Origin of the sequence: Streptomyces sp. NPDC058877, from assembly GCF_042742855.1 — a bacterium.
Classification (GTDB): Bacteria; Actinomycetota; Actinomycetes; order Streptomycetales; family Streptomycetaceae; genus Streptomyces.
Genome location: NZ_JBHYMF010000045.1, coordinates 21969 through 46430 on the forward strand (window position 1 = coordinate 21969; position 24462 = coordinate 46430).

Here is a 24462-nt window from a genome sequence, read left to right on the forward strand (position 1 = left end):
GCGCCCGGGGCGGGGGCCCGGCACGTCGAGCTCCGTCACGCCCGTCGGGAGCCGCGCAGGGCGCGGTCGAGGCCGTCCTGGGGAGGGCCGGTGAGGGCCCGGAGGAAGATCTCCTCGTAGACAGGGCCGCCGATCGTCGCCCGAGCGGTTTCGGTGTGCTTCTCGTGCAGGGCCCGCAGGCCGGGCAGACCGCGCCGGGGCTGGCCGGTGGAGCGCCAGTACGCCTCGCCCGTGCCCGATGCGTCGGCCGCGCGCTCGCCGTCGCCGCCCGCCGCGAGGGCCGTGGCGAGGACGTCGAGCCCGAGGGCGGTGCCCAGGCTCGCGCCGAGGCGTCGGGTGCCTTCGAGCATGGCGCGGGCGTGGGCGGCGGCGGCCGTCGGGTCGCCCTCCAGGAGGCCGGTGAGGGCGAGCTGGTACTCCAGGGCGGTGCGGGTCCAGTGTTCGTCGAGTCGGGTGCAGAGGGCGTGCAGGTCGAGGGCCTCGGCCCGGGCCTCGGTGAGCCGGCCTAGGCCGGTGAGCGCGAAGACGCGGACGAGGTGGCAGCGGAGCCGGGCCGCGGAGTCGTCCGGGCCGCCCCGCCCGTCGTCGAGGACGTGGCCCACGACGACGTGGGCAGCCATCGGCCGGCCCGTGGTCAGGGCGAGGAGACCGGCGAGGGCGGCGGCGTCGAGGGTGAGGTCACCGGGCCGGTGGCGGGCGGGAGCCGCCCCCTGACCGGCGGGAGCACCGCCGTGCGCCGGGAGCCGGTCGAGGCCATGCGGACGGCCGTGCCCATGCGGACGGTCGGGGCCTGGTGCGTCGCCGCGGGGTGAGCGCCGGGCGTGCTCGGTGCGCCGGTCCTCCGCGTGCTCCACGTGTTCGGCGCGTTCGACGTGTTCGGCTCGTTCGACGTGTTCGGCTCGTTCGACGTGTTCGGCTCGTTCGACGTGTTCTGTGTGCTCCGCGTGACGGGCTTCGCGGGCGCACTGCTCGCTGACCTCCTGGGCGGTTCCGAAGTCGCCCTGCAGGACCAGGGTGACGCCGAGCGCCCACAGGGCGCGGGCCCGGGGGCGACCCCGGACCGTGCTGAGCAGCAGGGCCTGTTCGAGGCCGTCGCGGGCTTCGCGCAGGCGGCCCCGGCAGGACCAGGCGAAGGCGACGGAACCGACGAGGTCGAGGGCGGCGTCGGGGTCGGTGCGCAACAGCCGGTCCAGGGCGGTGCGCAGGTCGGTGTGGTGGGCGTCGACGGTCCGGTACCAGCTCAGCTGACGGGCGCCGTGCCACTCGTCCCCCGCACGGCGGGCCAGTCCCCGGAACTGTGCGGCGTGGCGGTCGGCGACCGCTGCGGTCTCACCGGTCCGCTCCAGCCAGGTCGCCCCGTACTCGCGGATGGTGTCGAGCATGCGGAGTCTGCCGGCGGCGTCCGGGGGGCGGACCACGGAAGCGCGGACGAGGCCGTCGAGCGCCTCGGGGAGGGTGGCCCGGTTCAGGGGGCCGCCGATGCAGACGGCGGTCGCGGAGGCGAGGTCGAAGGGACCCCTGAAGACGGAGAGCCGGGCCCAGAGGAGGCGTTCGAGGGGGGTGCTCAGCTCGTGGCTCCAGCCGATGGCGGAGCGCAGGGTCTGGTGGCGGCTGGGCCAGACCCGTTCGGGGTGGGCGAGCAGGTCGAAGCGGGCTTCCGGCGGGGCCTCGAAGCGGGTGCCGAGTTGGTCGCGGACGGTTTCGGCGCCCTGGAGGCGGATCTGCGCGGCGGCCAGTTCCAGGGCGAGGGGTATGCCTTCGAGCCGTACGCAGATCTCGCCGGCGGGGCCGGTGGCGGGGAAGTCTTCCCCGGTGGCCCTGCGGAGCAGTTCCAGGGCGTCGTCCCCGGCGGGCGGCAACGGGTCGAGGGCGACGACCTGCTCCCCCGTGACGCCGAGGGGGCGGCGGCTGGTGGCCAGGACGGTGAGGCCCGGAGCGGCGTCGAGGAGTTCGGTGACGAGCCGGGCGCAGGAATCGGCGAGGTGTTCGCAGGAGTCGAGGACGAGGAGCAGCCGGTCGTCGGCGAGGCGGCGGCAGAGGCCGGTGGCGGCCATGCCGGGGGTGTGGTCGGCGAGGCCGACGGAGTCGGCGACGAGCGCGACGAGGAGCCGGTCGGCGTCGAGCTGGGCGAGATCGGTCCACCAGGCACCGTCCGGGTGGCGGGCCGCGGCCCGGTGGGCGGCGCGCAGGGCGAGCCGGGTCTTGCCGACTCCTCCGACGCCGGTCACGGTGACGAGGCGGTGCTCCGCCAACGCGACGGATATTCGCTCCAGTTCCGTGCGGCGCCCCACGAAACCGGGGTTCTCGTCCGGCAGATGTCCACGCACGGGAGCAGTCTCCCCCATGGAGGCCCCGAACGGAGCGGTGGAGCGGGTTCGTTACGCGTCTTCGACGGTCACCACGACGGAGTGCCAGCCTTGCGCGCCGTTGGGCATGGGGCTGGTGCGGCGTTCCGGCTGGGTGCTGCCGGTGCCGTCGGTCGCGCGGACGGTGAGGGTGTGGCGGCCCGGGACGGCCTGCCAGGGGTGGACCCATTGGCGCCAGGTGTCGGTGCCGTCCTCTGCGGCGAGCCGGGCCTCCTGCCAGGGGCCGTCGTCGATCCGCACCTCCACGCGCCGGATGCCCCGGTGCTGGGCCCAGGCGACGCCGGCGACCATGACGGTGCCGGCAGCGGGGCGGGCGAAGGGGCGGGGGGTGTCGATGCGGGACTGCGTCTTGACGGGGGCCCGGGCGGCCCAGCCGCGCGGGACCCAGTAGGCGTCGTACGCGTCGAAGGTGGTGAGCTCGATGGACTCGATCCACTTGCACGCGGAGACGTAGCCGTACAGGCCGGGGACGATCATGCGGACGGGGAAGCCGTGCGTGAAGGGCAGGGGTTCGCCGTTCATTCCGAAGGCGAGGAGGGCGTCCCTGCCGTCCATGACGACCTCGACGGGGCTTCCGATGGTCATGCCGTCGACGGAGCGGGCGACGAGCTGGTCGGCGGGGCCGCCTTCGGAGGGCGGGCGGACACCGATCTCGCGGAGCAGGTCGGCGAGGGGGACGCCGAGCCAGCGCGCGTTGCCGACGTAGGGGCCGCCGACCTCGTTGGAGACGCAGGCCAGGGTGACGTCCCGTTCCACCGCGGTCCGGGCCATGAGTTCCCTCAGGTCGAGGCTGTGCTCGCCCTGGACGCCGGTGCCGTGGAGGCGCAGCCGCCAGCGGTCGGCGTCGATCTTGGGGACGATGAGGGCGGTGTCGACGCGGTAGAAGTCCCGGTTGGGGGTGATGAAGGGGCTGATGCCGGGGACGTCGAGCTGGGCGGCGGCGGGCACGGGCGGGGCGGGGGACGCGGGGCGGGGCAGCCGCAGGGCCGCGCGGGAGGCTGCGGCGTTCTGCTGTACGGGGCTGCCGGCGGCTCGGCCGAGGGCTGCGGCGCCGGTGGCGGCGAGGCCGGTGGAAGCGGCGACGAGGAGGAAGGTCCGGCGGTCGGCGCGGGTGGTTCCGCTCGTCCGGGGCCCGAGCAGGCCGATCAGGACGTAGAGCAGGACGGCTCCGACCGCGGCTCCGACCAGGGAGGGGGCGGCATCGGTGAGGGAGTCGGAGTCGGGACGGTTGACGGCGGCGAGCGCCCCGAGGACGCCGAAGGCGAGGACGAGGCAGCTGCCGAGCAGGCGGTGGCGCAGGGCGAGCAGCCCGACCCCGAGGGCGAGGAGACCCAGGAGGAACAGGATCCCGAGCTGGAGGACGGTCTTGTCGCTCTCGCCGAAGGCCCGGATCGCCCACTCCTTCAGGCCTGCCGGGGTCAGGTCGATGACCGCGCCGCCCACGGCCGGAACGGGGCCCGCCTCGGGTCGCACCCGGGTGGCGACGAGGTCGGCGACGGCCAGGGAGACGTACGCGGAGAGCAGTCCGCCGAGCGCGGCGAGGAGACGGTCGGTGGGGGTGGGTCCGGGGCGTTCGGGGTGTGGCTCGCGCGTGGTCCTGGTGGCGTTCATGGTGGGTGTTTCGGCAGGCCGGACCCTGCTCATGGGTGTCTTCACCCGGGTGGCGGACCTTCAGCGGGGGTGGTGCGGGGTGTCCGGGTGCTCACCGGGGCCCGCGAGTTCCTCTGCGGTCTCGGCTCCCACGACCGCGCCGGTGCTCTTCTTGCCCCGGCGCAGACGGCGTTCGAGGCGGGAGGCGAAGGTGGTGAGCGCGAAGTTGAGCACGACGAAGATCACGGCGACGACGGTGAAGCAGGCGATCGTGTTGGCGCCGTAGTTGGCGCTCATCGGGCGCACGGAGGCGAGGAGTTCGGAGAAGCCGAGCATCGCGCCGCCGAGCGCGGTGTCCTTGACGATCACGACGAGCTGGCTGACCAGGGCGGGCAGCATGGCGGTGACGGACTGCGGCAGGAGGACGTGCGCCATGGTCTGGCCCTTGCGCATGCCGATGGCCTTGGCGGCGTCGGTCTGGCCGGCGGGGAGGGCGAGGATGCCGGCGCGGACCACCTCTGCGAGCACGGAGGCGTTGTAGAGGACCAGGCCGGTGACCACTGCGTACAGGGGGCGGGTGTCGGGGCTGACGTCGGTGAATTCGGAGTAGGCGGCGTTCGCGAAGAGCATCAGGATGAGGACGGGGATGGCCCGGAAGAACTCGACGACGGTGCCGGCGGCGACGCGTACGGCCCGGTGGTCGGAGAGCCGGAGGATGCCGAGGAGCGCGCCGAGGGGCAGGGCGATCACCATGGCGAGCGCGGCGGCGATCACGGTGTTCTTCAGGGCGGGCAGGATGTACGTCTGCCAGACCCGGGCGTCGGTGAAGAAGGGCGCCCACTTGGACCATTCGAGCTGGTTCTTGTCGGCGAGGCTCGCCACGACCCACCAGAGCACGGCAGCGAGCGCGAGCAGGAACAGCAGGGTCCAGAGGAGGTTGCGCCGCCGGGCGCGGGGACCGGGGACGTCGTAGAGGACGGTGGGTTCGTTCTTCACCTCTTCACCGCCGCCTTCTTGGCCACCCAACCGAGGAAGAGGCCGGTGGGCAGGGTGAGGCAGAGGAAGCCGACGGCGAAGATCGCGGAGATCAGGATGAGCTGGGCTTCGTTCTCGATCATCTCGCGCATCAGCAGGGCCGCTTCGGCGACGCCGATGGCGGCGGCGACGGTGGTGTTCTTGGTGAGGGCGATGAGGACGTTGGCGAGGGGGCCGACGACGGAGCGGAAGGCCTGTGGGAGCACGATCAGGCGGAGCACCTGGGGGAAGTTGAGGCCGATGGCACGGGCGGCCTCGACCTGTCCGAGAGGGACGGTGTTGATGCCGGCGCGGAGAGCCTCGCAGACGAAGGCGCTGGTGTAGGCGGTGAGGCCGAGGACGGCGAGCCGGAAGTTGATGGTGGTGAAACGTTCCGCGCCGAGGCTGACGCCGAGGGTCTGGAAGAGTCCGAGCGAGGTGAAGACGATGATGACGGTGAGAGGGATGTTCCGGACGATGTTGACGTAGACGGTGCCGAAGCCCCGCATGAGGGGGACGGGGCTGACCCGCATGGCGGCCAGCAGCGTCCCCCAGACGAGGGAGCCGATCGCGGAGTAGACGGTGAGCTGCACCGTCACCCAGAAGGCTCCGAGCAGGTCGTACCCCTGGAGGAAGTCGAACACGGCGGCCGGCTCACGTGACGATGACGCCGATCTTCGGGGCGGGTTCGTTCTGGTAGCCGGCGGGGCCGAAGTTCTTCTCGACCGCGGCGTCCCAGGAGCCGTCGGCGACCATCTTCTCCAGGGCCGCGTTGATCTTGTCCTTGAGTTCGCTGCCCTTCTGGACGCCGATGCCGTAGTTCTCGTTGCTCATCTCGAAGCCACCGAGCTTGAACTTGCCCTTGAACTGGTCCTGCGCGGCGTACCCGGCGAGGATCGAGTCGTCGGTGGTGACGGCGTCGATGACGCCGTTCTCCAAGCCGGTCAGGCACTCGGAGTAGCCCCCGTACTCCTGGAGCTGCGCGTCGGGCGCGAGTCGGGTCTTGACGTTCTGCGCGGAGGTCGAGCCGGTGACCGAGCAGAGCTTCTTGTCGTTCAGGTCGGACGGCTGCTTGATCGAGTCGTCGTCGGCGCGGATCAGGACGTCCTGGTGGGCAAGCAGGTAGGGACCGGCGAAGTCGACCTTCTTGGCCCGCTCGTCGTTGATCGAGTACGAGGCGGCGATGAAGTCCACGTCCCCCCTCTGGAGCAGGGTCTCCCGGTCGGCGCTCTTGGCTTCCTTCCAGACGATGTCGGAGGGGTCGTGGCCGAGCTCCTTGGCGACGTAGGTCGCCACGTCGACGTCGAACCCGGTGTAGGTGCCGTCGGGGGTCTTCAGGCCGAGGCCGGGCTGGTCGAACTTGATGCCGACGGTGATCTTGTCGCCGTCGGTGTGGTCGCGCGGTACGGCTCCCGCCGCTCCGCTCGCGAACCCTGCCGAGGTGAGGGAGAGGACGACGGCCGCGGCTGCGGCGACGGCGGCCCTGCTGGTCCTGGGACGGTTCATGAGGTTCACCCCTGGGGGCTGCTGATCGGGCGACCGACCGGACGGTGGCCGCGGCTCAGTGGTGGAGGATCTTGGAGAGGAAGTCCTTGGCTCGTTCGCTGCGCGGGTTACTGAAGAACTCGTCCGGTGTCGTCTCTTCGACGATGCGGCCGTCGGCCATGAAGACGACCCGGTTGGCGGCGAAGCGCGCGAAGCCCATCTCGTGGGTCACGACCACCATGGTCATGCCGTCCCGGGCCAGTTGTCGCATGACCTCCAGGACCTCGTTGATCATCTCCGGGTCGAGGGCCGAGGTCGGCTCGTCGAAGAGCATCACCTTCGGGTCCATCGCGAGGGCGCGGGCGATCGCCACGCGCTGCTGCTGGCCACCGGAGAGCTGGGCGGGGTACTTGTCGGCCTGGGAGGCGACCCCGACCCGGTCGAGCAGGGTGCGGGCCCGCTGTTCGGCCGTCTTCCGGTCCTTCTTGCGGACCTTGATCTGCCCGAGGGTCACGTTGCCGAGCACGGTCTTGTGCGCGAAGAGGTTGAACGACTGGAAGACCATGCCCACATCGGCGCGGAGGGCCGCCAGTGCCCGCCCTTCGGCGGGCAGGGGTCGACCGTCGACGACGATCTCGCCCGCGTCGATGGTCTCCAGGCGGTTGATCGCCCGGCACAGGGTCGACTTCCCCGAGCCGGAGGGACCGATGACGACGACGACCTCGCCGCGGTGGACGGTGAGGTCAATGGCCTGGAGGACGTGCAGGGCGCCGAAGTGCTTGTCGACCCCGCGCAGCACGACGAGCGCGTCGCCACCGTCCGGGACGGGCATGGCACCCTCCTGGGTCACGCTCCCGCTTGCCGCCCCTCCTCAGGTTCATGCTCCGCCCTCCACCCGGACGGCGCACCCGGACGGGTGGGTGCGGAAGGTGAACGGAGGTGCACTCCGTGCACCGGCGCACGGGCTTCCGGCCGCCGGTCGGGCCGGAAGCCTGCGCACGGACGCCGGCGGGCCCACACTGGGGGGTGGGAGCCGAGTGTGCGAGGAGGGTCCGCCATGAGCAGTGCCGCACCCAAGGTCAGCACGTTGCCGCCGGAGCACCGGGAACGGCTGATGGCCTTCGCCGAGGACGTGTACTTCGAATCCGGCCATCGCCTCTTCGAGGAGCAACAGCACGCCGACCGCTTCTGGATCGTGAAGACGGGTGCGGTGACGCTCGACGCGAAGGTGCCGGGCCGTGGGTCGCCCGTGATCGAAACCCTGCGCCACGGCGAGCTGGTCGGGCTCTCCTGGTTGTTTCCGCCGTACCTGTGCCAGTCCGGGGCGGAGGCGATGACGCCGGTGCGGGCGCACCAGTTCGACGCACCGGCCGTGCGGTCGATGTGTCGCTCGGACGTGGAGTTCGGCGCCGCGGTCGTCTACTGGGTGGGGTCGATACTCGCCCACCGCCTCCAGGTGACCCGGGTCCGGCTGCTGGACCTGTACGCCCCGCACGGGAGCGGCATCATGGCATGACCCCGCCCCTGCCGCACGCGGCGGAGGCGGGGCGCCGAGCGCTGCGTCAGTTGACGAAGACCGCGGGGCTGCCGGCCTGGCTGGTGTCCTGGACGGGCCCGTACGCCGCGGAGAAGTAACCGCTGCCCGGGCAGGTGCCGGGACCGCTGTACTTGGTGAACAGCTGGTTGCTGAAGGTGAGCGAGCTGTCGGTGTTGGAGGGCGTCGCGGTGAGGCTGCCGGCCCGGTAGACGCAGGTGGTCGAACCGAGGATGGTGTTGATCTTCAGGGTGGTCTGGATCGGCCCCGCGGCGCCCGCGGTGACGGTGAGCGAACCTCCGGAGGCGACGGCGGCGGCGAACGGAAGGTTGTTCACCGTGATGCTCTTGACGCCCGTCGCCCCGAGGATGTTGGTGGTGCAGTTGCTCAGGGTGTGCGCCGTGACCGTCTCGGTGGCGGTACCGGGCGCGGTCGGGTTGCCGGTGACGGTCGCGGTGAAGGCCGAGGTGCTGCAGGTGATGCCGGTGCTGCCGCCGGCAGAGGTGGCGATCTTGGCCTTGGTCCCGGAGGAGAGCGAGGCGGAGAGGACGTCGCCGGCGGCAACGGCGGTGCCGCCGGCGCCGCCGGTGGTCAGCACCTCGCCCGAAGAGGCCGCGGCACCGGCCTGGACGCCGGCCGCCAGCGTGGCGGAGACGGCGAGACCGAGGGAGGCGAGGAGAGCGCGCTTGCGCATGGGGATGCTTCCTTCCGTACGGAGGTGGGGGTGCATTGCGGGTGCGCGTGGGTACCGGGGGAAGTACCTGGGGATGCGCGGGGGAACGGGTGGGACCCGAGGTCGGGTCGCGGCGCGCAGGGGTGTGCGGCGACTGCGCGTGGACGGTGCCGTGCGGGATCGGGCGGCTCGATGCGAAACGCGCTGCTCCGTACCGCGCGGGCTCGGCACTGCGGGGTGAGCCGCCCGGTCGGAGTGAGCACGGTGCTGGGTGAACACGCGGGTGCGGGCCGCCGCCGGTACGGTCCGGCGCCACGGATGTCCGGCAGCGGTGGTCGCGTGAGACGCGGGGCGTGATACTCGGTGCGGTGCGTGCACCGAGAGGAAAACCCATGAGGGTTGTAATCCCGTCGAGCACGCACCGTCAACGACTCCGGGAGGATGTGGCCGATGACGAGTGCCCGCGGAGCCGAGGAGCGGCTCGTCCTGCCGGGCGCCCGCTCGGGCCGCGAACCGGAGCGCTCGCTGCGTCCCGGGCCGCGGCGGCTGACGCCCGAGCAGGTGGCGTCGCGGCAGCGGGAGCGCCTGCTCGACGGAGTGGCCCGGACCGTCGCGGAGAACGGGTACGCGGGCGCCCGCATCAGTGACATCTGCCGGGCCGCCGGAGTGACCCGCCCCGTCTTCTACGAGCTGTTCTCCGGGAAGGAGGACGCCGTCATCGCCGCCTACCGGGGCGGCACCCAACAGGTCGTGAAGGCGATGCAGCAGGCGTACGACGAGGCCGGCGGCGCCGCCGACTGGCCGGCCTCGGTGCGGGCCGGTCTGCGGACCCTCCTGGACGTGCTGACCCAGACGCCCGCCTTCGCGACGATGGTGGTCGAGATCGAGTCGCTGGGGCCTGCGGGGCGCCGGGCCCGCGCCGAACTTCTGGCCAGTTTTCGACGGTTCTTCGTCGATGCCCCACCGGGGCCACCCCGGGTGGCGCGGGGCGAGCTGGTGGACACCGTGGTGGGTGCCGTGCACGCGGCGGTCCACCGTGCCGTCGACGAGGGCAGGTTCGCCGACCTCCCCCTGCTGCTCGACACCCTGGTGCACGTCGTGGTGGCTCCGTTCGCCCCCGAGTGATCGCTCGCGGGCGCCCGATCATCGATCGCCGGGGCCCCGGAAAGGGTTTCCGCACCGAGTGGTTGACCGCGGGTAACACCAGGCCTTACGGTCCGATCGGTTCCCTGCGGCACGTCTGCCTCCGCACCAGGCGAGGAAGACCCAGGCAGGTTGGGGAGCCGTCCGCGCCAGGACGTCGCCGCGCAGGTCTGTTTCCTCACTCGTGTCAGGAGCACCGCATGGCCCTGTCCCAAGGCACCCCTGAAACCCCCCGGTCCCCGTTACGGAGCAACGGCCCCGAGCGTCGTGGTGGTGTTCGCTACCGGCGCGCGGCCCTGATGGGCCTGCCCGCCCTGGCAGCCGCGGCCACCCTGGTCGTCCTCACCGCACAAGGAGCCCTCGCAGCCCAGTTCGCCATCTCCGGCATGCCGTTCACCGTCACCGCCGACTCCATGGAGGGCACGGGCTTCGGACAGTTCGGCGCCCTCGACAACATGGCCGAGGACAGCCCGAACGCCGGTGACACCGGTGGCCAGGTGCTGGTCATCGTCACCGCGATCCGCCAGGCCGAACTCACCAACCTCTGCCAGAGCGTGGCGCTCGGCGGCACGTACCTGCACATCACCGCCGGCAACAAGGGCACGCCCGTCAGGGCCTCGGGACTCACCACCGACTCCACCGAGATCTCCGGCAAGGCGGCCGACTTCGACAACATCGAGATCGGCGGCGACTCCAGCACCTTCGAGAAGCCTCCGGTCAAGGGCCCGCTCGGCTCCTTCGGCCAGCAGGCCGACACGGTCAGCATCACGGACCTGAGGCAGACCAACTACGCCACGACCGCGGTCCGGTTCACCCTGCCCGACCTGCACATGAACTTCAGCTCGAAGGGCTGCTGAGCATGGTGCGCGGCCGTCCCCGGCAGCCCTGGCGGACCTTCCGCCGCTGGCGGCACCGCCGCCCCTTCGGCGCCGGCGTGGCACTCGCCCTGGGCGGGGCCGAGATCCTGCTGACCCAGCGGGCGAGCATCACGGTGATCCTCACGGCGGGCGCCGACAGCCTGGTCGGTTACGTGCTGCCCACGCTCATGGTGATCTGCGGTCTGCTCCTCGTCCTCAATCCGCGCCAGCGGCTCTTCTACTCGGTCGTCGGAGTGCTGGCGTCCCTGGGCAGCTGGGTCACCTCCAACCTGGGCGGGTTTTTCCTGGGGATGCTGCTGGGCCTGATCGGCAGCTCCCTCGCCTTCGGCTGGGTCCCGGACCGGCCCCGCCGCGAGCGACGGCTGCTGCGGCGGCGGACCGGGAGCGCCGGGAGCGCGGTGGACCCGACGGGGCCGGCGACGGCCTGAACGCGCCCCCTGTCCTCCGGTCCCGGGGCCGGGGCCGGAGGACAGGGGCTCCGGTGGCGGCTCCGCCCCGGCTCTCCCGCACGCGCACCACGCTCCCGGTCGGCCGGAGAAGGGCCGGGCAGGGCGGCACGGAGGCCGACCGGTACGGTGGAGGTGCGGCGTCGAACGACCCGTACGCACCAGCAGCATCCCGTACGCACACTCCGGCGACGAGCGGTGAGGCCCGCATGAGTGATCCGACGACGGCGCGCGAGGCGATCGCCCTCATCACCGACGACTTCAGCGAACTCCCCTTCACCGAGGGCCCACTGGCCGATGACGGGCCGATCGGCTGGCCCGGTTACTCCGCCGCGCACGCCCGCGCGGCCGAACGGACCGGCGAAACCGAGTCGGTGGTCTGCGGCACCGGAGTGGTCGGCGGGGTGACGGCGGTCCTGATCTCCTTCGAATTCCGCTTCCTCGGAGGCTCCCTCGGGGAACGGACGGGCGCACGCGCCGCCGCGGCCCACGCCGTGGCCCGGGCGCGCCGGCTGCCCGTGGTCGTCCTGCCGGCGACCGGTGGCAGTCGGATGCACGAAGGCATGCGCGCCCTCGTCCAACTCCAGCTCCTGGCACGCGAATCGGAGCTCACCCGAGCCGCGGGACTGCCGCAGATCGCGGTGCTGCGGGACCCGACGACGGGCGGCGGCTGGGCCACCCTGGGCGCCGGGTCCGACGTCGTCCTCGCCCTGCCCGGTGCCCAGGTCGGCTTCGCCGGCTCCCGGGTGCGCCCGCCGGATGCGGACCCCTCCGCGTACACGGCCGAGGCCCAGCTGGCCCACGGTCACCTGGACGCGATCGTACCGGCGGCACGACTGCGCGCAACGCTCGGGCGCTGGCTCGCACTGCTCGTCCGCCCCTCCGACGACCCGGTCGCCCCGCCGTACGCGCTCGGCGCACCGGGAGCTGCACCCGCCGGGAGCGGACGGGAGGCCGTGGCACGGGCCCGGCATCCCGAGCGTCCCCGGGCCGCGGCCTATCTGGACGCCCACTTCACGTTCCGCGAGGAGCTCTCCGGCGACCGTTGCGGTGGCGTCGACCCGGGCGTGCGGTGCGGCTTCGGGCGGCTCCCGGACGGTCGCACCGTCGCGTACGCGGCCCAGTGCGGCACCGCGACCCGACCGGCCGGCTTCCGTACGGCCGCCCGGCTCGTGCGCCTCGCCGACCGCCTCGGCATTCCGGTGCTCACCCTCGTCGACACCCCCGGGGCCGCGAACGACCCGGCGGCGGAGCGGGCGGGCGCGGGCACCGCGATCGCCGAGCTGTTCGCCGCCGTCGCCTCCGCGCGCACCCCGCTGACTTCCCTGCTCGTCGGCGAAGGCGGTTCGGGCGGCGCGCTGGCGCTCGCCGCCCCGGGAAACACCTGGGTCACGCCCGACGGTTACTTCTCCGTCATCGCGCCCGAGCTCGCCACCGCCATCCTCAAGCGTGCTCCCGAAGAGTCCGCCGACACCGCCGACCGGCTCCGCCTGCGCCCGCAGGACCTGGTGGACCTGGGGGTCGTCCGGGGCGTCGTGGCACACCGACCCGACTGACGGCGGGAACCGGCATCGCGGAGCGCTCGACGCCCGCGGCCCGGGCTGCGGGCGGCGCATCCGTGGGGAAACGGGAAGGTCCGCGGCTCCGACCGCAGCGGCACGGGGCCGTGCGCCGCTGCCCACGACCGGGCACGAGGGAGCGTGCCGCGTCGAGCCCGAGGCCGTGGCACCGGCGGTGCGGGACCTACCCCGAGCGCTCCGCTCCCCTCCCGGGCGGACGGGCGACCTCCAGCCACACCACCTTGCCCACGGCCCCGGGGCCCTTGTCCCTACTGCCCCAAGCACCGGCCAATCTGTTCAGGACCATCAAGCCGTGTCCGCCGGGCAGCGCGGCCGAGCGGGGGACCTTGGCACGCGGGTGTTCCGGGCTCGCGTCGGAAACCTCCACCCGGAGCGAGCCATCCCCGTGCCGCAGGACGAACTCCTCGGGACCTCCGGCGTGCAGACAGGCATTGGTGACGACTTCGGACACCAGGAGCAGGACGTCCTCGACCCGCTCCCTCGCCTCCTCGTCCTCCGCGGGGATCCAGCCCCAGTCGGCCAGGGCCTCCGCGGTGAAGTCGCGACAGCGCGAGACCGCCCCCCGCGTCCCCTGCAGCACCAGTCTGCGGACCTGGTTCCGGGGGCTGCCGTCGGTCTCCGCGGCCACCCGCCCACCTCCTCGTGCCGATCTCCCACTCCGTCCCTCCCCCAGTTTCGGGCAATCAGTGCACCTTGGCCTCGGCAGCCCCGGTGCGGTGGGGAACCGCCGCCGCCCGGGACCACAAAACCGGCGTGGGCAAGGGCCGCACCGACGCCTGGGGCCGAAGGGTCCGGCCGGCCCGGGAAGGTCCCCGGTTCCCGGAGGGGCCGGGGCCGGGCCGACCGGCGGTGGCCGGATAATGGCAGCCGACCACGCGGAGACACCGGGAGACGAAGCATCGATGGGACTGAACGAGGGCCAGCGGGTGAAGCTGGCGGTGGACCTCAGGCTGACCGGGCAGGTCGTCCCGGCCGGGGAGACCGCCCAGGAGGCGGGGGCTGGTTTCCTGGCCCTGGCAGCGGGCGCCGAGGGCACCGTCGAGCGGGTCGACGCGGACAGGCCACAGGGCCACGAGGTCCGCGAGTACGAGCGGCTCGGTTCCCTCCTCGACGCCTTCGGCCACCAGATGCCCCCGGCCAGCAGGGAGCAGGTGGCGGATCAGGTGGCGGCCCTGCGGCCCGCATGGGTGGCCCACCAGGAGCGGAAACTCCGCCTGACGGTCCGCGTGCGCTTCGACAACGGCTTCGTCCTCGACGACGCTCCCGGAGACCTCTTCGTCTCCCCCTGACCGACGTTGTCCGTCCCCCTTTGAGGACCCGACTCCGTCAGGTGCGGCCCGGTGCCGAGAACCGACGGGCCGTCGACCGCCTCCGGGCCGCACCCGGGGAATTCCGGTCCGTCGGAGCGGAGGAGGCCCTCCTCCTGAGCACGCCCCCGTGGTGCGGTGCGCCCGTCGCCGCCCCGGCACCAGGCGCACGGGCGTCAGAGGGCCGGTCCGTGAGCGGGGGGCCGGGGCGGGTGCCACCAACTCGCGAGGCCCCAGAGCGCGAGGCCGGAGACGAGCAGACAGACGAGTGCCGCCGCCCACGGGCGGAGCCCTCGGGTCGCAGCCGCCCAGATCAGGGGAGGGACGAGGAGCCCTCCCAGGAGGACGAGCGGGAGTTCGACGAGGATCACTCCCCAGTCCCGGGCCTGGCCCTCGAAGCCGCCTTCGAGGGTGTGAGCGGTCCTGGACAGTGCGAAGGCCCCGGTGACCGTTGCGCCGACGGCGGTGAACAGGCAGCCGACCACGCTCTCTGTCCGGTCCCGGGCCCCCCGTGACGGTTCTTCGCTCATGCCCGGGAGGGACGCCGGACGGCACCACCAGGTTCCGCACGTCCGTGCGGTTCCTCCGGCCGATGTGACCGCCGCCGTCGGGCACCCCTGCGGGGCGTCCCCGACCCGATCCCGCTCGCCGCCCCGGCAGTCAGGGGCGAGGATGGTGAAGGGGCCGTTCCGGGACGTCTCTGCACCGGGAGGATCCCGTGGCGCACCACCGCACCACCACCGACGTGCTGATCGTGGGCGCGGGCCCGGTCGGCCTGAGCGCAGCCGCGGAGCTGCGTCGACACGGTGTGCACTGTCGGCTCGTCGACCGGCTGGCAGCCCGGCTCCCCTACGCCAAGGCGGTCGGGATCCAGCCGCGCACCCTTGAGCTCTGGGACCGCATGGGGCTGGTCAGGGACGTCCTGGAGGCCGCCGTGCCCCTGCACGGACAGCTGACCTACGTCGACGGCCGCGCAGAAGGACGACTCGAACTGGAGACGCCTCCCGAAGTGCCGTACGGCTTCGCCGCGCTGCCGCAGTACGAAACGGAGCGGCTCCTGGAGGAGTACCTCGTGCGGATGGGAGCGGTGGTCGAGCGGGGCACCGAGCTGGTGTCGTTCGCCCAGGACCGGGACGGGGTCACCGCGAGGCTGCGCACGCCGTCCGGGGCCGACGAGGAGCTCAGGGTCCCCTATCTGATCGGCTGCGACGGGGCGCACAGCATCGTGCGAAAGACGCTGGGCCTGTCCTACCGGGGCGGCGCGCTCCCGGAGGAGTACGTGCTCGGGGACGTCGTGGCGGACTGGGAGCTGCCGCACGACTACGGCATCCGTTCGAGCCGCCGGGCCCCCGACGGCTCCATCGGCGACGTGTTGGTCTGCGTTCCGCTGCCGGGGGCGGGGCGCTATCGCATGTCGATGAACCTCCCGAAGGGTTCCCCCGCACCGCAAGGGGCGGACCCGGAAGGCGTGGCGCACGGCCCGGAGGCCGGTCGAGCTCCCGGGCTGGCCGAACTCCAGGCCCTCGTGGACCGGCTCGCGCCGCAACCGGTGCACCTTTCCGGGCTGCGCTGGTCCTCGGTCTTCCGCATCAGTCACCGCATCGTCGACCGCTACGGCCGCGGACGGGTCTTCGTGGCGGGCGACGCGGCACACATCCACCCGCCCACCGGCGCCCAGGGCATGAACACGGGGGTGCAGGACGCCTGCAACCTGGCCTGGAAGCTCGCGCTCGTGGTGCGGGGGGAAGCAGGACCGGAGCTGCTCGCCACCTACGACGCGGAGCGCCGCCCGATCGGCGAGGAGGTCGTCGGACGGACCCTGCGGCACGCCGTGCGGGGCGTCGAGTCCGATCCCGAAGACCGGCGGACCCTGCTGCTCCGCGAGGCACAACTCCTCGTGAGCCACCGGGGCGGCCCGCTGTCCGGCGCCCCGTACGGTCCCGGGACGGCGCCGCAGCCCGGCGACCGGGCTCCGGACTGCACCGGTCTGACCGCCCCGGTCCCCTCCCCTCCGCTGCGGCTCCTCGACGTGCTGCGCGGTCGTGCGGGGCACGTGGTGCTGCTGTACGGCTCCGACGGGGCCGCGCTGGTCTCGGCCGCCGCGGTGACCAGGTCGGTCGTCGACCTGCCGGTCGTGGCTCTGCTGGCCGCGGACGGGGCCGGAGCGGCAACGGCCGGTGCGGCTGACTCCGGGGCCGCACGGCTCGCGGGGGCGGCCGTGCCGCTGTACCGGGACTCCGCCGGGGAGTTCGCCCGGCTCTACCTCCCCGACGACGCGACCGGATTCGTCGTCCGGCCCGACGGGCAACTCGGGGCCCGGTTCCCCCTCGGCGCCACGGCCACCGCCCTGGGCGACTACCTGGGCGCGCTGTCCGTGCGGCTACGGCACCCAGTGGTTGCCTGAGACCGTGATCATGGCCTGGAGCTGGATGCTCGCCGAGAAGTAGCCGCTCGGGTCGACCGGGGTGGCCAGCATCTTCTTCCAGAGGGCGTCCAGCCACGCCTGACCGTCGGGGTCGGTCATCGCCGCCACGGCGAACGGGGCGAAGAAGGCGGCGTGGCTCGCGCTGGAGATCGGCGTGCCGTCGAGCTCGTAGCCGGTGGCGATCCGGTCCGGGTTCCCGCCGGTCTCGGAGACGATCCAGCGGCTCAGCTTCCGCGCGGCGGCAAGGGACCGGGGGTCTCCGCTGGTCACCGCGTCGGCGCCGATGCGCCACGGCGTGCGGCAGGCGTTCCACCAGAAGGAGCCGTCGCGGGCGTCCTCCAGCACCCGGCCGGGGGCCGGTTTCGGTTCCGTGGCGGTGTCGACGACGAAGTCGGGAAGGAGTCCGGTGTCGGCGGCGTAGGTGGACTGGAGCCGGGAGAGCTGCGTCTGGTGCGCGCGACGCACGGAGTCCCAGGTGGCGTCGCCCGTGGCCGTCCGGAAGGCGCGGAAGTGGTCGATCATCCAGTCCGAGGTCCGGGAGAGGGAGGAGTACGGGCCGTCCCGGCCGGCCCAGTCGCCCGGTTTCAGGAGCAGGGTCCTCGGGTCGAGTTCGTCCTTCTTGACGGCGGCGATGTGCTTGAGCGCCAGGCCCTTGTAGTCGTGGATGCCGTCGCTGCCCCACTGCGCATCGGCGAGGAGCAGGCCGTAGGCGACGTCCAGGTCCCCGTCGGTGGCGCTGTCTCCGCCGTTGACGCTCGTGCAGTCGTCGTCCTGCTCGGCCGCGAGGAGGTCGGGGTTGATCGAGGAGGGGTGGGCGGTCACCCATCGGACGAGTCCGTCGAAGACCTTCCTGGCATCGGGGTCGGCGCCCGCCATGGTGGCGGTGATGACCATGCCGTAGCCCTGTGCCTCGGCCACGTACGGGTGGTCGGCGTCGGGGGAGATGACCTGGTACCAGCCGTTGCCGCAGTTCTGTCGGACGAAGGCGGCCTTCCAGTCCTCGTAGTGGTCGATGACCTTCCGGTCGAGCGCGGCCCGGCTGCCGGAAGGCGTCAGCACGCCGGCGGCATAGGGCTTGAGGCGGCTGCCGAAGGGAACGGCCGGGCCCCTCGCGCCGTTGCCGGCGTGTGCCGTCGTCATCGCCGTCAGGGGCAGGGCCAGCAGGCCCATCAGCCCGAGGAGCGTTCCGCTCCGTCGACGCATGGCCTTCCCTCCGCTCCGCGGTCGGTCATGAGGAGGTGCTGCTCGCTCCGGTCCGGAGGCTAGGGGGTCGGTGCCCGGAGCGGGGTGCGGCGCGCCGAAGAGGACGCGACCGCGGGATCGGAGCCGCGTCCGTCAAGGGCGCACCGCGACGAAGGTGTGGGTGATGCCGGTCTGCCACCCGGGCAGGGGCAGACGGCGCACGGCGACGAATCCGGCGCGGTACAGCCTGTCGGTGAAGGCGTCCGCGGTGTCGAAGTCCAGGACGCTGCGGTGCAGGTGCGCGTAGAGGGCCGCGTCCCCGTGCAGGCGCGCCCAGGGCCGTACGAACCCGTTCATGACCGCCGTCCAGAGGAAGCGGTGCGCGGCCCGGCCGCTGAGGCTGTACTCGTGGACGGCGAGGCGCCCCCCGGGGCGGAGCAGTCGGTGGACGTCCCGCAACACGGCGTCGGGATCCGCCACGTTGCGCAGGAGGTAGGCGGCGAGGACCGCATCGTAAGGGCCCCTCGCCGCGACCTCGTCCATCCGCTCGACCGGTGCGTGCACGAAGGAGACCCGCTCCGGCCAGGTCTTGCTCAGGGCCCGTGCGAGCATCCCGGCCGAGGCGTCGACACCGGTGACGGTCGCCAGGGGCGCGGCCTGCAGCAGTGCTGCCGTGGAGGTGCCGGTGCCGCAGCCCAGGTCCAATAGGGACAGTCCTGCTCCCCGTCCGGGAAGGCCCAGGCGCCGGGCCGACCGGACCAGGTGGGCGTAGTACCCCGGGCTGGTGGACGTCATGTGGTCGTACGTCCCCGACGCGTGGTCGAACGCGGCGGCGAGGTCGGCGTCACGCAACAGGTCCATGTGCACCCCTTCGTCGGGAACCCCTCCTCAGCCTCCCGCACTCCGCCGGCCGTGGCGAGGGGGACCGACGGCAGGTCGCCCCGCTCCGGTGCGGCCGTCGCACGAACGGCTCAAGGAAGGCTGCATCCACGGGCCGGAGCGGTACCGAATGAAGTGACGACCGTACTGCCCGCGCTCGGCAGCAAGGGAACACACATGCACACTCTCGATCCGCCGACCGTCGACCGGGACGTCCCGGCGGCCCTGGACCTCGTCCTCGACGACGTGCTTGGGCGGCGCCTCGACGAGGCCCGGGCCGTGGAAGGAACCTTTGCCGCGGACATCGCCCGGCGCGTGGCGGCCTTCACCGCGACCGGGGGCCGGCGCCGCAGGTCGCAGTTGCTGTGGTGGTCCATGCGGGCCTGCGGCGGAGGTGCGGACGAGACCGGGGCCGCACTCCGGGCCGGGGCCGCCGTCGAACTGATCCAGACCTGTGCCCTCATCCAGGACGACGTCATGGACGGGTCCTCGTTCCGCAGGGGCGGTCCGGCCGTCCACGTGGCGCTCGACCGCCAGTACGGGACGGGCGGGCGCCCCCGTCCCTTCGGGACCTTCGGCGGGTCCGCCGCGATCCTGGCCGGGGACCTGGCGCTGGCCTGGGCGGACGATGCGTTCACGGAGGCGTTGCTCAGGACCCCGCACGCGGCCGAACTCGGGGACCAGTGGCGCGCCCTGCGGACCGAGATGGTGGCCGGGCAGTACCTGGACCTGCACGCCCAGGCCATCGACGCCAGGTCGCGCAGGCGTGCGGTGCGGACCGCGGTCCTGAAGACGGCGCAGTATTCCGCGGTGCACCCGCTCGTCCTCGGGGCGCGGCTCGCCGGGGCGGATGAGCGGACGGTCGGGGCGCTGCGACGGGCCGGGCTGTGCGCGGGCCTCGCCTTCCAGCTCCACGACGACGTGCAGGGCGTCTTCGGCGATCCGCGGAAGACCGGCAAACCGGCCGGTGAGGACCTCAGGGAGGGCAAGGCGACGTACCTCATGGCCGTGGGGCGCGCGCTGTGCGTCCGGCGGGGCGACTCCGAGGGGCTCCGCCTGCTGGAGTCCGTCGTCGGTTCCCCGGACGCGACGGACGAGGAGCTGCACCGGGTGGTCGACCTGCTCGCCGATCACGGGGCCCGGGCGTACGTCACGGCCCGGGTGGAGGACTTGTGCGGGCGTGCGGTGAGCACGCTCCGGGCCGCGGCGCTGGCCCCGGAACCGACCGAGCGGATGACGCGGCTGCTCCTCGATGCCGGAGGGGTCGCGCCGGTCGCCGGTACGGACTCCGGGCACCGGGCGGGGCCCCGCCGACGCGTTCCCGCGGTGACGGGGGGCGTCCGATGAGGAGGGTTCCGGGCAGGACGGACCACGTGGTCGTCGTGGGGGCCGGTTTGGCCGGCCTGTCGGCGGCCCTGCACCTGTTGGGCGCGGGGCGGAGGGTGACGCTCGTCGAGCGGGACGCCCGCCCCGGCGGCCGGGCCGGGCGCTTGGACCTCGGTGGGTACCGCTTGGACACGGGGCCCACCGTCCTGACGATGCCCGACATCCTGGACGAGGCGTTCCACGCCGTGGGCGAGTCGTTGCGCGACCGGGTGGAACTCGTTCCGCTGCACCCGGCGTACCGCGCGCTGTTCTGGGACGGGAGCCGCGTCGACGTCCACACGGACCGCGATGCCATGGCCGACGAGGTGGAGCGGTTCGCCGGGGCGCGGGAAGCCCAGGGGTACCTCAGGATGCGGGACTGGCTGAGCAAGCTGTACGCGGTCCAGAAGCGGCGGTTCATCGACGCGAACTTCGATTCCCCGGCGCAGTTGGTCCACCCGGACCTGGCCCGGCTCGCCGCGCTCGGCGGGTTGGGCCGCCTCGACCGGGCCATCGGGGAGTTCCTGACGGACGAGCGGCTGCGGCGCGTCTTCTCCTTCCAGTCCCTGTACGCCGGTGTGCCGCCCTCGCGGGCGCTGGCGGCATACGCGGTGATCGCCTACATGGACACGGTCGCCGGGGTGTACTTCCCCCGTGGCGGGATGCACTCGGTACCGGCGGCCATGGCCGCCGCGGCCGAGCGCGCCGGAGCCAGCCTGCGCTGTTCGGAGCGGGTCAGCGGACTGGAACGGTCGGGCGCCCGCATCACCGCGGTGCTGACGGAGCACGGGCGGATCCCGTGCGACGCCGTCGTGCTCACCCCGGAGCTCCCCTTCTCCTATCGGCTCTTGGGGCGCGCCCCCCGTCGCCCCGGCAGGATGCGGCACTCCCCCAGCGCCGTGATCCTGCACGCGGGCACGGATCGCACCTGGCCGGTGCTCGGACACCACACCATCTCGTTCGGCGCCGCCTGGTCACGGACGTTCGACGAGATCACCAGGACGGGTGAGCTGATGAGCGATCCGTCGCTCCTCATCACCCGGCCCACGGCGACCGACCCTTCGCTCGCTCCGGCCGGCCGGCACCTCCACTACGTCCTCGCACCGTGCCCGAACACCGCGATCGGTCCCGGCCCGACGCACTGGGGCGAACTGGGGCCGGCCTACCGGGACGTCCTGGTGGACGAGCTCGAACGGAGGGGGCTGCACGGGTTCGGAGGGGCGATCGACGAGGAGACCCTGGTGACTCCGGCGGACTGGACGGCCCGGGGGCACAGCGTGGGCACGCCCTTCTCGGTGTCCCACACGTTCGCCCAAACGGGCCCGTTCCGACCGCGCAACCTCGTCCGGGGCACCGAGAACGCCGTGCTCGCAGGCTGTGGAACCACTCCGGGGGTCGGCGTCCCTCCGGTGCTGATCTCCGGGAAACTGGCGGCGCACCGCATCACCGGTCCACCGGCCGGATCCGCACGCCGGGCCTCCGGCGGGGACGGACAGTTCACCGGAACGGTCGCCCTCCGGCGGGGTGCCCGATGACGGCGCGCGAGCTCGACGCGGCGGGCGTGTCCGACCCCTCGCTCCGGAGGGCGTACGAAACGTGCCGCAGGCTCAACGCGCGCCACGGCAGGACGTACTTCCTGGCGACCCGGCTCCTTCCGCTCGACCGGCGCAGTGCGGTCCACGCCCTGTACGGGTTCGCCCGGCACGCGGACGACATCGTCGACGACCTGGGCGACGCCTCCCCGACCGAGCGGGCGCGCGCACTGGACGCGCTGGAGGCCCAGTGGCACGGCGCGCTGCGCGGGGAGCCGGTGACCGAACCCTCCGTGGCGGCAGCGGCGGACGCCCGGGCCCGGTACGCCATTGCGCCGCGGCACTTCGACGACTTCCTGGGCTCCATGCGCAGTGACCTCTTCGTGCGGGACTACGCGACGTACGGCGACCTGTGCGGGTACATGCACGGCTCAGCGGCCGTCATCGGACTGCAGATGGTGCCGGTCCTGGGGACCGTCGTGCCACGGGAGGAGGCCGAACCGTACGCTGCCGCGCTCGGGATCGCCTTCCAACTGACGAACTTCATCCGCGACGTGGGAGAGGACCTGGACCGCGGCAGGATCTATCTGCCGGCCGAGCTGCTCGCGGCCTCGGGCGTGGACCGGGAGCTGCTGCAGTGGAGCAGGTTGACCGGATGCCGTGACCGGCGCATCACGACGGCCCTGCGGGCCGCGGGTGCCCTCACCCGGGACGTGTACCGGGAGGCCGAGCCCGGGATCGCCCTGCTGGACCCCGTGTCGGCGCCCTGTGTGCGGACGGCCTTCTTGTTGTACCGGGAGATCCTGGACGTCATCGAGGAACAGGGCTTCGCCGTCGTGCACCGGCGGGCCGTCGTCGGCAAGCGCCGCCGGGCGGCCCTCGCCCTGCTCGGCCTCACCCACGCCTGGACGGCGCGCACGAAGCGGCGGGGTCCGCGCGGGGGGCCCGCCCCGGACGGCACCGCTCCTGCGGCCGGGCTCCGTCCGGCGGGCCCCGGGCGGAGGAGGAACAACGGCGACCGCACGAGGGGTGACGTCAGGTGAGCGGGGACCGCTCGGGGGCGAACCGTTCCCGCTTGCCCTTGCGGATGCGGCGTCACGCCGTGGCCTGGGAACACCAACGGTCGACGTGGCGGCAGGCCCGCCCCGCGGCCATCGCGGGCGCGCTGGAGCGTGCCACGGCACGGCGCTCGGGAAACTGGTTCGTCGTCGGGGCGAGCCGGGAGGTCCGACCCGACCTGCCGACGGGCCGGACCGTGGCGGGCACGGAGGTGGTGCTCTGGCGCGACGGGCGGGGCGGGGTCCGTGCGGGGTCGGGCGTCTGTCCCCACCTGGGGGCGCCGCTGAAGGACGGTGCGGTGCGGTGCGGAACCCTGATCTGCCATTGGCACGGCCTGGCCCTGGACGGTTCCGCCTTCGCCGGATGGGAGCCCTGGCCGGCCTTCGACGACGGTGTGCTGGTCTGGGTCCGGCTGGACCAGGTCGGTGGGGAGGAACCGACCGAGCGCCCCGTGGTGCCACCACGACCGTCTGCTGCGGGCGCGGTCTCCGCCGTCTACACCGGGGTGGGGACCTGCGAGCCCCAGGACGTCGTGGCCAACCGCCTCGATCCCTGGCACGGGGCCTGGCTGCACCCCTATTCCTTCGTGGACCTCAAGGTCCTCGACGACTCCGCGGGCGCGGTCGGGGACGAGGAGGACGCCCTGCTCGTCCGGGTGTCGTTCAAGGTCGCGGGCCGCGCGGTGGTGCCGGTGACCGCGGTCTTCACCGCACCGGAACCGCGGACGGTCACGATGCGCATCGTGGAAGGGGAAGGAACCGGATCCGTCGTGGAGACCCATGCCACACCGCTCGTTCCCGCCGGCTCCGCCCGCCCGCGCACCGCCGTGGTGGAGGCCGTGGTGGCGGCGTCGGACCGTCCCGGGTTCGCAGCGGCCCGGTTCCTCGCCCCGTTGCTCCGGCCCGCGATGCGGTCCGCGGCCGGACGCCTGTGGCGGGACGACCTCGCCTATGCGGAACGGCGTTGGCTGCTCCGCAGCACGGGCCGCTTCCCCGGGTAGGGCCCGACCGCGTCCCGTCCGATCGGCCCACGAAAGGAGTTCCGCCCCGTGCCCCTGATCAGGAGGCTGCGGACGAAGGCAGGTGACGCGCTGCTGCGGCGCGTGGCCGGCCCGACGGCCCATCGGAAGCGGGCCCGGATCCACGGGACCCCGGGGCCCCGCTGGTTCGCTCCGGACCGGCCGGTGCGGATCGTGCACGCCGACGCTTCCATGTACGTCGGGGGGCTCGCCGCCCTCCTGCTGCAGTCGCTGCACCCCGTCGCGATGGCCGCCGTCTGGGCGCACTCGGGCTTCCGCGGCGATCCATGGGGCCGTCTCCAGCGGACGAGCACCTTCCTGGCGGAGACCACCTTCGGGACGGCCCACGATGCCGAGCGGGCGGTGGAGCGGGTGCGGCGGGTCCACGAGCGGGTGGTCGGGCAGACCTCCGGCGGGGTGCCCTACCGCGCTTCCGACCCCTCGTTGCTCTCCTGGGTCCACATCGCCGAGACCTACTGCTTCCTGGAGGCACACCAGCGCTACGGCCGGTCCCCGCTGACCGGCCGCCAGGCGGACGCGTACGTCGCGGACATGGCATCGGTCGCCGTGCGGCTGGGCGTCGAGGACCCGCCCCTGACCCTCGACGCCCTGGTCGCCTCGCTCAGGAGCCGCCGCCGCGAGCTGGGGACGACGGTCGAATCGGCGGCGACGGCCCGGTATCTCTTGGTCTCCCCTCCCCTGCCGCTGCCGGCGCGCCTCCCCTATCTCCTGCTGGCGACGGCGGCCGTGGACCTGCTGCCGCGGTGGGCCCGGGAACTCCTTCCGGTGCCGCGACGCGTCCGGTTGCTCCTCCGTTTCGCCCGCCCCGGCGGCCTGGCCGTCACGGCGGCGATCCGTTGGGCGACGCCCCCGCTTCCCGGGACGGCCGGCCGGTGACCGGTAGGGGACGGTCCGTGGTCCGAGCAGCAGTTCAGGGCGCCCTCCGGTTGCTCTCCCGTCCGGGTCCGCCCGCACGGGAGAGCAAC

At 73.2% G+C, this 24462-nt stretch carries 23 protein-coding genes; 12 read left to right on the forward strand and 11 right to left on the reverse strand.

Annotation, left to right across the window (positions count from 1 at the left end):
• Window positions 1–35: 35 nt before the first annotated feature.
• From ACFW2Y_RS13680 to ACFW2Y_RS13705, 6 genes are read right to left on the reverse strand one after another with little or no spacing between them, the layout of a single operon-like run.
• Window positions 36–2327 carry an ATP-binding protein gene (locus tag ACFW2Y_RS13680; RefSeq protein WP_384877450.1) on the reverse strand — a complete coding sequence of 764 codons (2292 nt, stop codon included), beginning with the start codon at window positions 2325–2327 and terminating at the stop codon, window positions 36–38.
• A gap of 51 nt (window positions 2328–2378) precedes the next feature.
• Window positions 2379–3977, reverse strand: coding sequence for a molybdopterin-dependent oxidoreductase (locus ACFW2Y_RS13685; RefSeq protein ID WP_384877452.1), 1599 nt, complete (start codon window positions 3975–3977; stop codon window positions 2379–2381).
• A 60-nt stretch (window positions 3978–4037) separates the two neighbouring features.
• The gene (locus ACFW2Y_RS13690) at window positions 4038–4952 is read right to left on the reverse strand and encodes an amino acid ABC transporter permease (RefSeq protein ID WP_384877454.1); all 915 of its coding nucleotides are present in this window, start codon (window positions 4950–4952) and stop codon (window positions 4038–4040) included.
• The gene (locus ACFW2Y_RS13695; RefSeq protein WP_384877456.1) at window positions 4949–5614 is read right to left on the reverse strand and encodes an amino acid ABC transporter permease; all 666 of its coding nucleotides are present in this window, start codon (window positions 5612–5614) and stop codon (window positions 4949–4951) included. The genes ACFW2Y_RS13690 and ACFW2Y_RS13695 overlap by 4 nt, the downstream gene beginning before the upstream one ends.
• A gap of 10 nt (window positions 5615–5624) precedes the next feature.
• Window positions 5625–6476 (reverse strand): glutamate ABC transporter substrate-binding protein, encoded by an 852-nt coding sequence (locus tag ACFW2Y_RS13700; RefSeq protein ID WP_384877458.1) that lies wholly within the window; start codon window positions 6474–6476, stop codon window positions 5625–5627.
• 55 nt (window positions 6477–6531) lie between these two features.
• Entirely contained in the window at window positions 6532–7287 is a 756-nt protein-coding gene (locus ACFW2Y_RS13705) for an amino acid ABC transporter ATP-binding protein (protein ID WP_384877460.1), read from the reverse strand.
• A 225-nt stretch (window positions 7288–7512) separates the two neighbouring features.
• Between ACFW2Y_RS13705 and ACFW2Y_RS13710 the strand changes: the two genes are divergently transcribed.
• Window positions 7513–7971, forward strand: coding sequence for a cyclic nucleotide-binding domain-containing protein (locus tag ACFW2Y_RS13710; RefSeq protein ID WP_384877462.1), 459 nt, complete (start codon window positions 7513–7515; stop codon window positions 7969–7971).
• 46 nt (window positions 7972–8017) lie between these two features.
• Here ACFW2Y_RS13710 and ACFW2Y_RS13715 read toward each other — a convergent pair whose 3' ends face one another.
• Window positions 8018–8683, reverse strand: a complete 666-nt coding sequence (locus ACFW2Y_RS13715; RefSeq protein ID WP_384877464.1) for a Tat pathway signal sequence domain protein — start codon at window positions 8681–8683, stop codon at window positions 8018–8020.
• A gap of 429 nt (window positions 8684–9112) precedes the next feature.
• Here ACFW2Y_RS13715 and ACFW2Y_RS13720 point away from each other — a divergent pair, with 429 nt between their 5' ends.
• The 4 genes from ACFW2Y_RS13720 to ACFW2Y_RS13735 all read left to right on the forward strand — a co-directional run bounded on the left by ACFW2Y_RS13720 (window position 9113) and on the right by ACFW2Y_RS13735 (window position 12685).
• A complete protein-coding gene (locus ACFW2Y_RS13720) occupies window positions 9113–9787 on the forward strand; it encodes a TetR/AcrR family transcriptional regulator (RefSeq protein WP_384877466.1) in 675 nt (224 codons plus the stop codon).
• A gap of 218 nt (window positions 9788–10005) precedes the next feature.
• Entirely contained in the window at window positions 10006–10662 is a 657-nt protein-coding gene (locus ACFW2Y_RS13725; protein ID WP_384877468.1) for a DUF6230 family protein, read from the forward strand.
• A 2-nt stretch (window positions 10663–10664) separates the two neighbouring features.
• Complete coding sequence (locus ACFW2Y_RS13730; protein WP_384877470.1) at window positions 10665–11111, forward strand: DUF6114 domain-containing protein; 447 nt, start codon at window positions 10665–10667, stop codon at window positions 11109–11111.
• A gap of 227 nt (window positions 11112–11338) precedes the next feature.
• On the forward strand, window positions 11339–12685 hold the full coding sequence (locus ACFW2Y_RS13735) for a carboxyl transferase domain-containing protein (protein WP_384877472.1): 1347 nt from the start codon (window positions 11339–11341) through the stop codon (window positions 12683–12685).
• 187 nt (window positions 12686–12872) lie between these two features.
• Here ACFW2Y_RS13735 and ACFW2Y_RS13740 read toward each other — a convergent pair whose 3' ends face one another.
• The gene (locus tag ACFW2Y_RS13740; protein WP_384877473.1) at window positions 12873–13337 is read right to left on the reverse strand and encodes an ATP-binding protein; all 465 of its coding nucleotides are present in this window, start codon (window positions 13335–13337) and stop codon (window positions 12873–12875) included.
• 274 nt (window positions 13338–13611) lie between these two features.
• Here ACFW2Y_RS13740 and ACFW2Y_RS13745 point away from each other — a divergent pair, with 274 nt between their 5' ends.
• Window positions 13612–13998, forward strand: coding sequence for a hypothetical protein (locus tag ACFW2Y_RS13745; RefSeq protein WP_384877475.1), 387 nt, complete (start codon window positions 13612–13614; stop codon window positions 13996–13998).
• A gap of 194 nt (window positions 13999–14192) precedes the next feature.
• Here the strand turns inward: ACFW2Y_RS13745 and ACFW2Y_RS13750 are convergent, their stop codons facing one another.
• Window positions 14193–14546, reverse strand: coding sequence for a hypothetical protein (locus ACFW2Y_RS13750; protein WP_384877477.1), 354 nt, complete (start codon window positions 14544–14546; stop codon window positions 14193–14195).
• Between the two features lie 188 nt (window positions 14547–14734).
• On the opposite strand from ACFW2Y_RS13750, the gene ACFW2Y_RS13755 reads away from it, so the two are divergent.
• A complete protein-coding gene (locus ACFW2Y_RS13755; protein WP_384877479.1) occupies window positions 14735–16420 on the forward strand; it encodes an FAD-dependent monooxygenase in 1686 nt (561 codons plus the stop codon).
• On the opposite strand, the gene ACFW2Y_RS13760 is transcribed toward ACFW2Y_RS13755, so the two are convergent.
• Together ACFW2Y_RS13760 and ACFW2Y_RS13765 are read right to left on the reverse strand one after the other, a co-directional pair.
• Window positions 16397–17644 (reverse strand): glycosyl hydrolase family 8, encoded by a 1248-nt coding sequence (locus ACFW2Y_RS13760; RefSeq protein ID WP_384877481.1) that lies wholly within the window; start codon window positions 17642–17644, stop codon window positions 16397–16399. The two genes, ACFW2Y_RS13755 and ACFW2Y_RS13760, sit on opposite strands and share 24 nt — an antisense overlap.
• Before the next feature lie 132 nt (window positions 17645–17776).
• The gene (locus ACFW2Y_RS13765) at window positions 17777–18484 is read right to left on the reverse strand and encodes a class I SAM-dependent methyltransferase (protein WP_384877483.1); all 708 of its coding nucleotides are present in this window, start codon (window positions 18482–18484) and stop codon (window positions 17777–17779) included.
• 195 nt (window positions 18485–18679) lie between these two features.
• On the opposite strand from ACFW2Y_RS13765, the gene ACFW2Y_RS13770 reads away from it, so the two are divergent.
• Genes ACFW2Y_RS13770 through ACFW2Y_RS13790 form a run of 5 tightly spaced genes read left to right on the forward strand, consistent with a single transcriptional unit; the run spans window position 18680 to window position 24373 of the window.
• Entirely contained in the window at window positions 18680–19849 is a 1170-nt protein-coding gene (locus ACFW2Y_RS13770; protein WP_384877485.1) for a polyprenyl synthetase family protein, read from the forward strand.
• On the forward strand, window positions 19846–21402 hold the full coding sequence (crtI, locus tag ACFW2Y_RS13775; RefSeq protein ID WP_384877487.1) for a phytoene desaturase family protein: 1557 nt from the start codon (window positions 19846–19848) through the stop codon (window positions 21400–21402). The genes ACFW2Y_RS13770 and crtI overlap by 4 nt, the downstream gene beginning before the upstream one ends.
• Window positions 21399–22442 (forward strand): phytoene/squalene synthase family protein, encoded by a 1044-nt coding sequence (locus ACFW2Y_RS13780; RefSeq protein ID WP_384877489.1) that lies wholly within the window; start codon window positions 21399–21401, stop codon window positions 22440–22442. Before crtI ends, ACFW2Y_RS13780 begins: the two co-directional genes overlap by 4 nt.
• Window positions 22443–22486: 44 nt before the next feature.
• Window positions 22487–23458, forward strand: coding sequence for a DUF5914 domain-containing protein (locus ACFW2Y_RS13785; RefSeq protein ID WP_384877491.1), 972 nt, complete (start codon window positions 22487–22489; stop codon window positions 23456–23458).
• A gap of 48 nt (window positions 23459–23506) precedes the next feature.
• Entirely contained in the window at window positions 23507–24373 is an 867-nt protein-coding gene (locus ACFW2Y_RS13790; protein ID WP_384877492.1) for an oxygenase MpaB family protein, read from the forward strand.
• Window positions 24374–24462: the final 89 nt, after the last annotated feature.

Coding starts and splice junctions, on each gene's coding strand:
- ACFW2Y_RS13720 (WP_384877466.1), top strand. CDS start 9,113: ATGACGAGTGCCCGCGGAGCCGAGGAGCGGCTCGTCCTGCCGGGCGCC.
- ACFW2Y_RS13735 (WP_384877472.1), top strand. CDS start 11,339: ATGAGTGATCCGACGACGGCGCGCGAGGCGATCGCCCTCATCACCGAC.
- ACFW2Y_RS13745 (WP_384877475.1), top strand. CDS start 13,612: ATGGGACTGAACGAGGGCCAGCGGGTGAAGCTGGCGGTGGACCTCAGG.
- ACFW2Y_RS13780 (WP_384877489.1), top strand. CDS start 21,399: ATGACGGCGCGCGAGCTCGACGCGGCGGGCGTGTCCGACCCCTCGCTC.
- ACFW2Y_RS13700 (WP_384877458.1), bottom strand. CDS start 6,476: ATGAACCGTCCCAGGACCAGCAGGGCCGCCGTCGCCGCAGCCGCGGCC.
- ACFW2Y_RS13725 (WP_384877468.1), top strand. CDS start 10,006: ATGGCCCTGTCCCAAGGCACCCCTGAAACCCCCCGGTCCCCGTTACGG.
- ACFW2Y_RS13685 (WP_384877452.1), bottom strand. CDS start 3,977: ATGAACGCCACCAGGACCACGCGCGAGCCACACCCCGAACGCCCCGGA.
- crtI (WP_384877487.1), top strand. CDS start 19,846: ATGAGGAGGGTTCCGGGCAGGACGGACCACGTGGTCGTCGTGGGGGCC.
- ACFW2Y_RS13760 (WP_384877481.1), bottom strand. CDS start 17,644: ATGCGTCGACGGAGCGGAACGCTCCTCGGGCTGATGGGCCTGCTGGCC.
- ACFW2Y_RS13785 (WP_384877491.1), top strand. CDS start 22,487: ATGCGGCGTCACGCCGTGGCCTGGGAACACCAACGGTCGACGTGGCGG.
- ACFW2Y_RS13765 (WP_384877483.1), bottom strand. CDS start 18,484: ATGGACCTGTTGCGTGACGCCGACCTCGCCGCCGCGTTCGACCACGCG.
- ACFW2Y_RS13715 (WP_384877464.1), bottom strand. CDS start 8,683: ATGCGCAAGCGCGCTCTCCTCGCCTCCCTCGGTCTCGCCGTCTCCGCC.
- ACFW2Y_RS13705 (WP_384877460.1), bottom strand. CDS start 7,287: ATGCCCGTCCCGGACGGTGGCGACGCGCTCGTCGTGCTGCGCGGGGTC.
- ACFW2Y_RS13730 (WP_384877470.1), top strand. CDS start 10,665: ATGGTGCGCGGCCGTCCCCGGCAGCCCTGGCGGACCTTCCGCCGCTGG.
- ACFW2Y_RS13710 (WP_384877462.1), top strand. CDS start 7,513: ATGAGCAGTGCCGCACCCAAGGTCAGCACGTTGCCGCCGGAGCACCGG.
- ACFW2Y_RS13750 (WP_384877477.1), bottom strand. CDS start 14,546: ATGAGCGAAGAACCGTCACGGGGGGCCCGGGACCGGACAGAGAGCGTG.
- ACFW2Y_RS13770 (WP_384877485.1), top strand. CDS start 18,680: ATGCACACTCTCGATCCGCCGACCGTCGACCGGGACGTCCCGGCGGCC.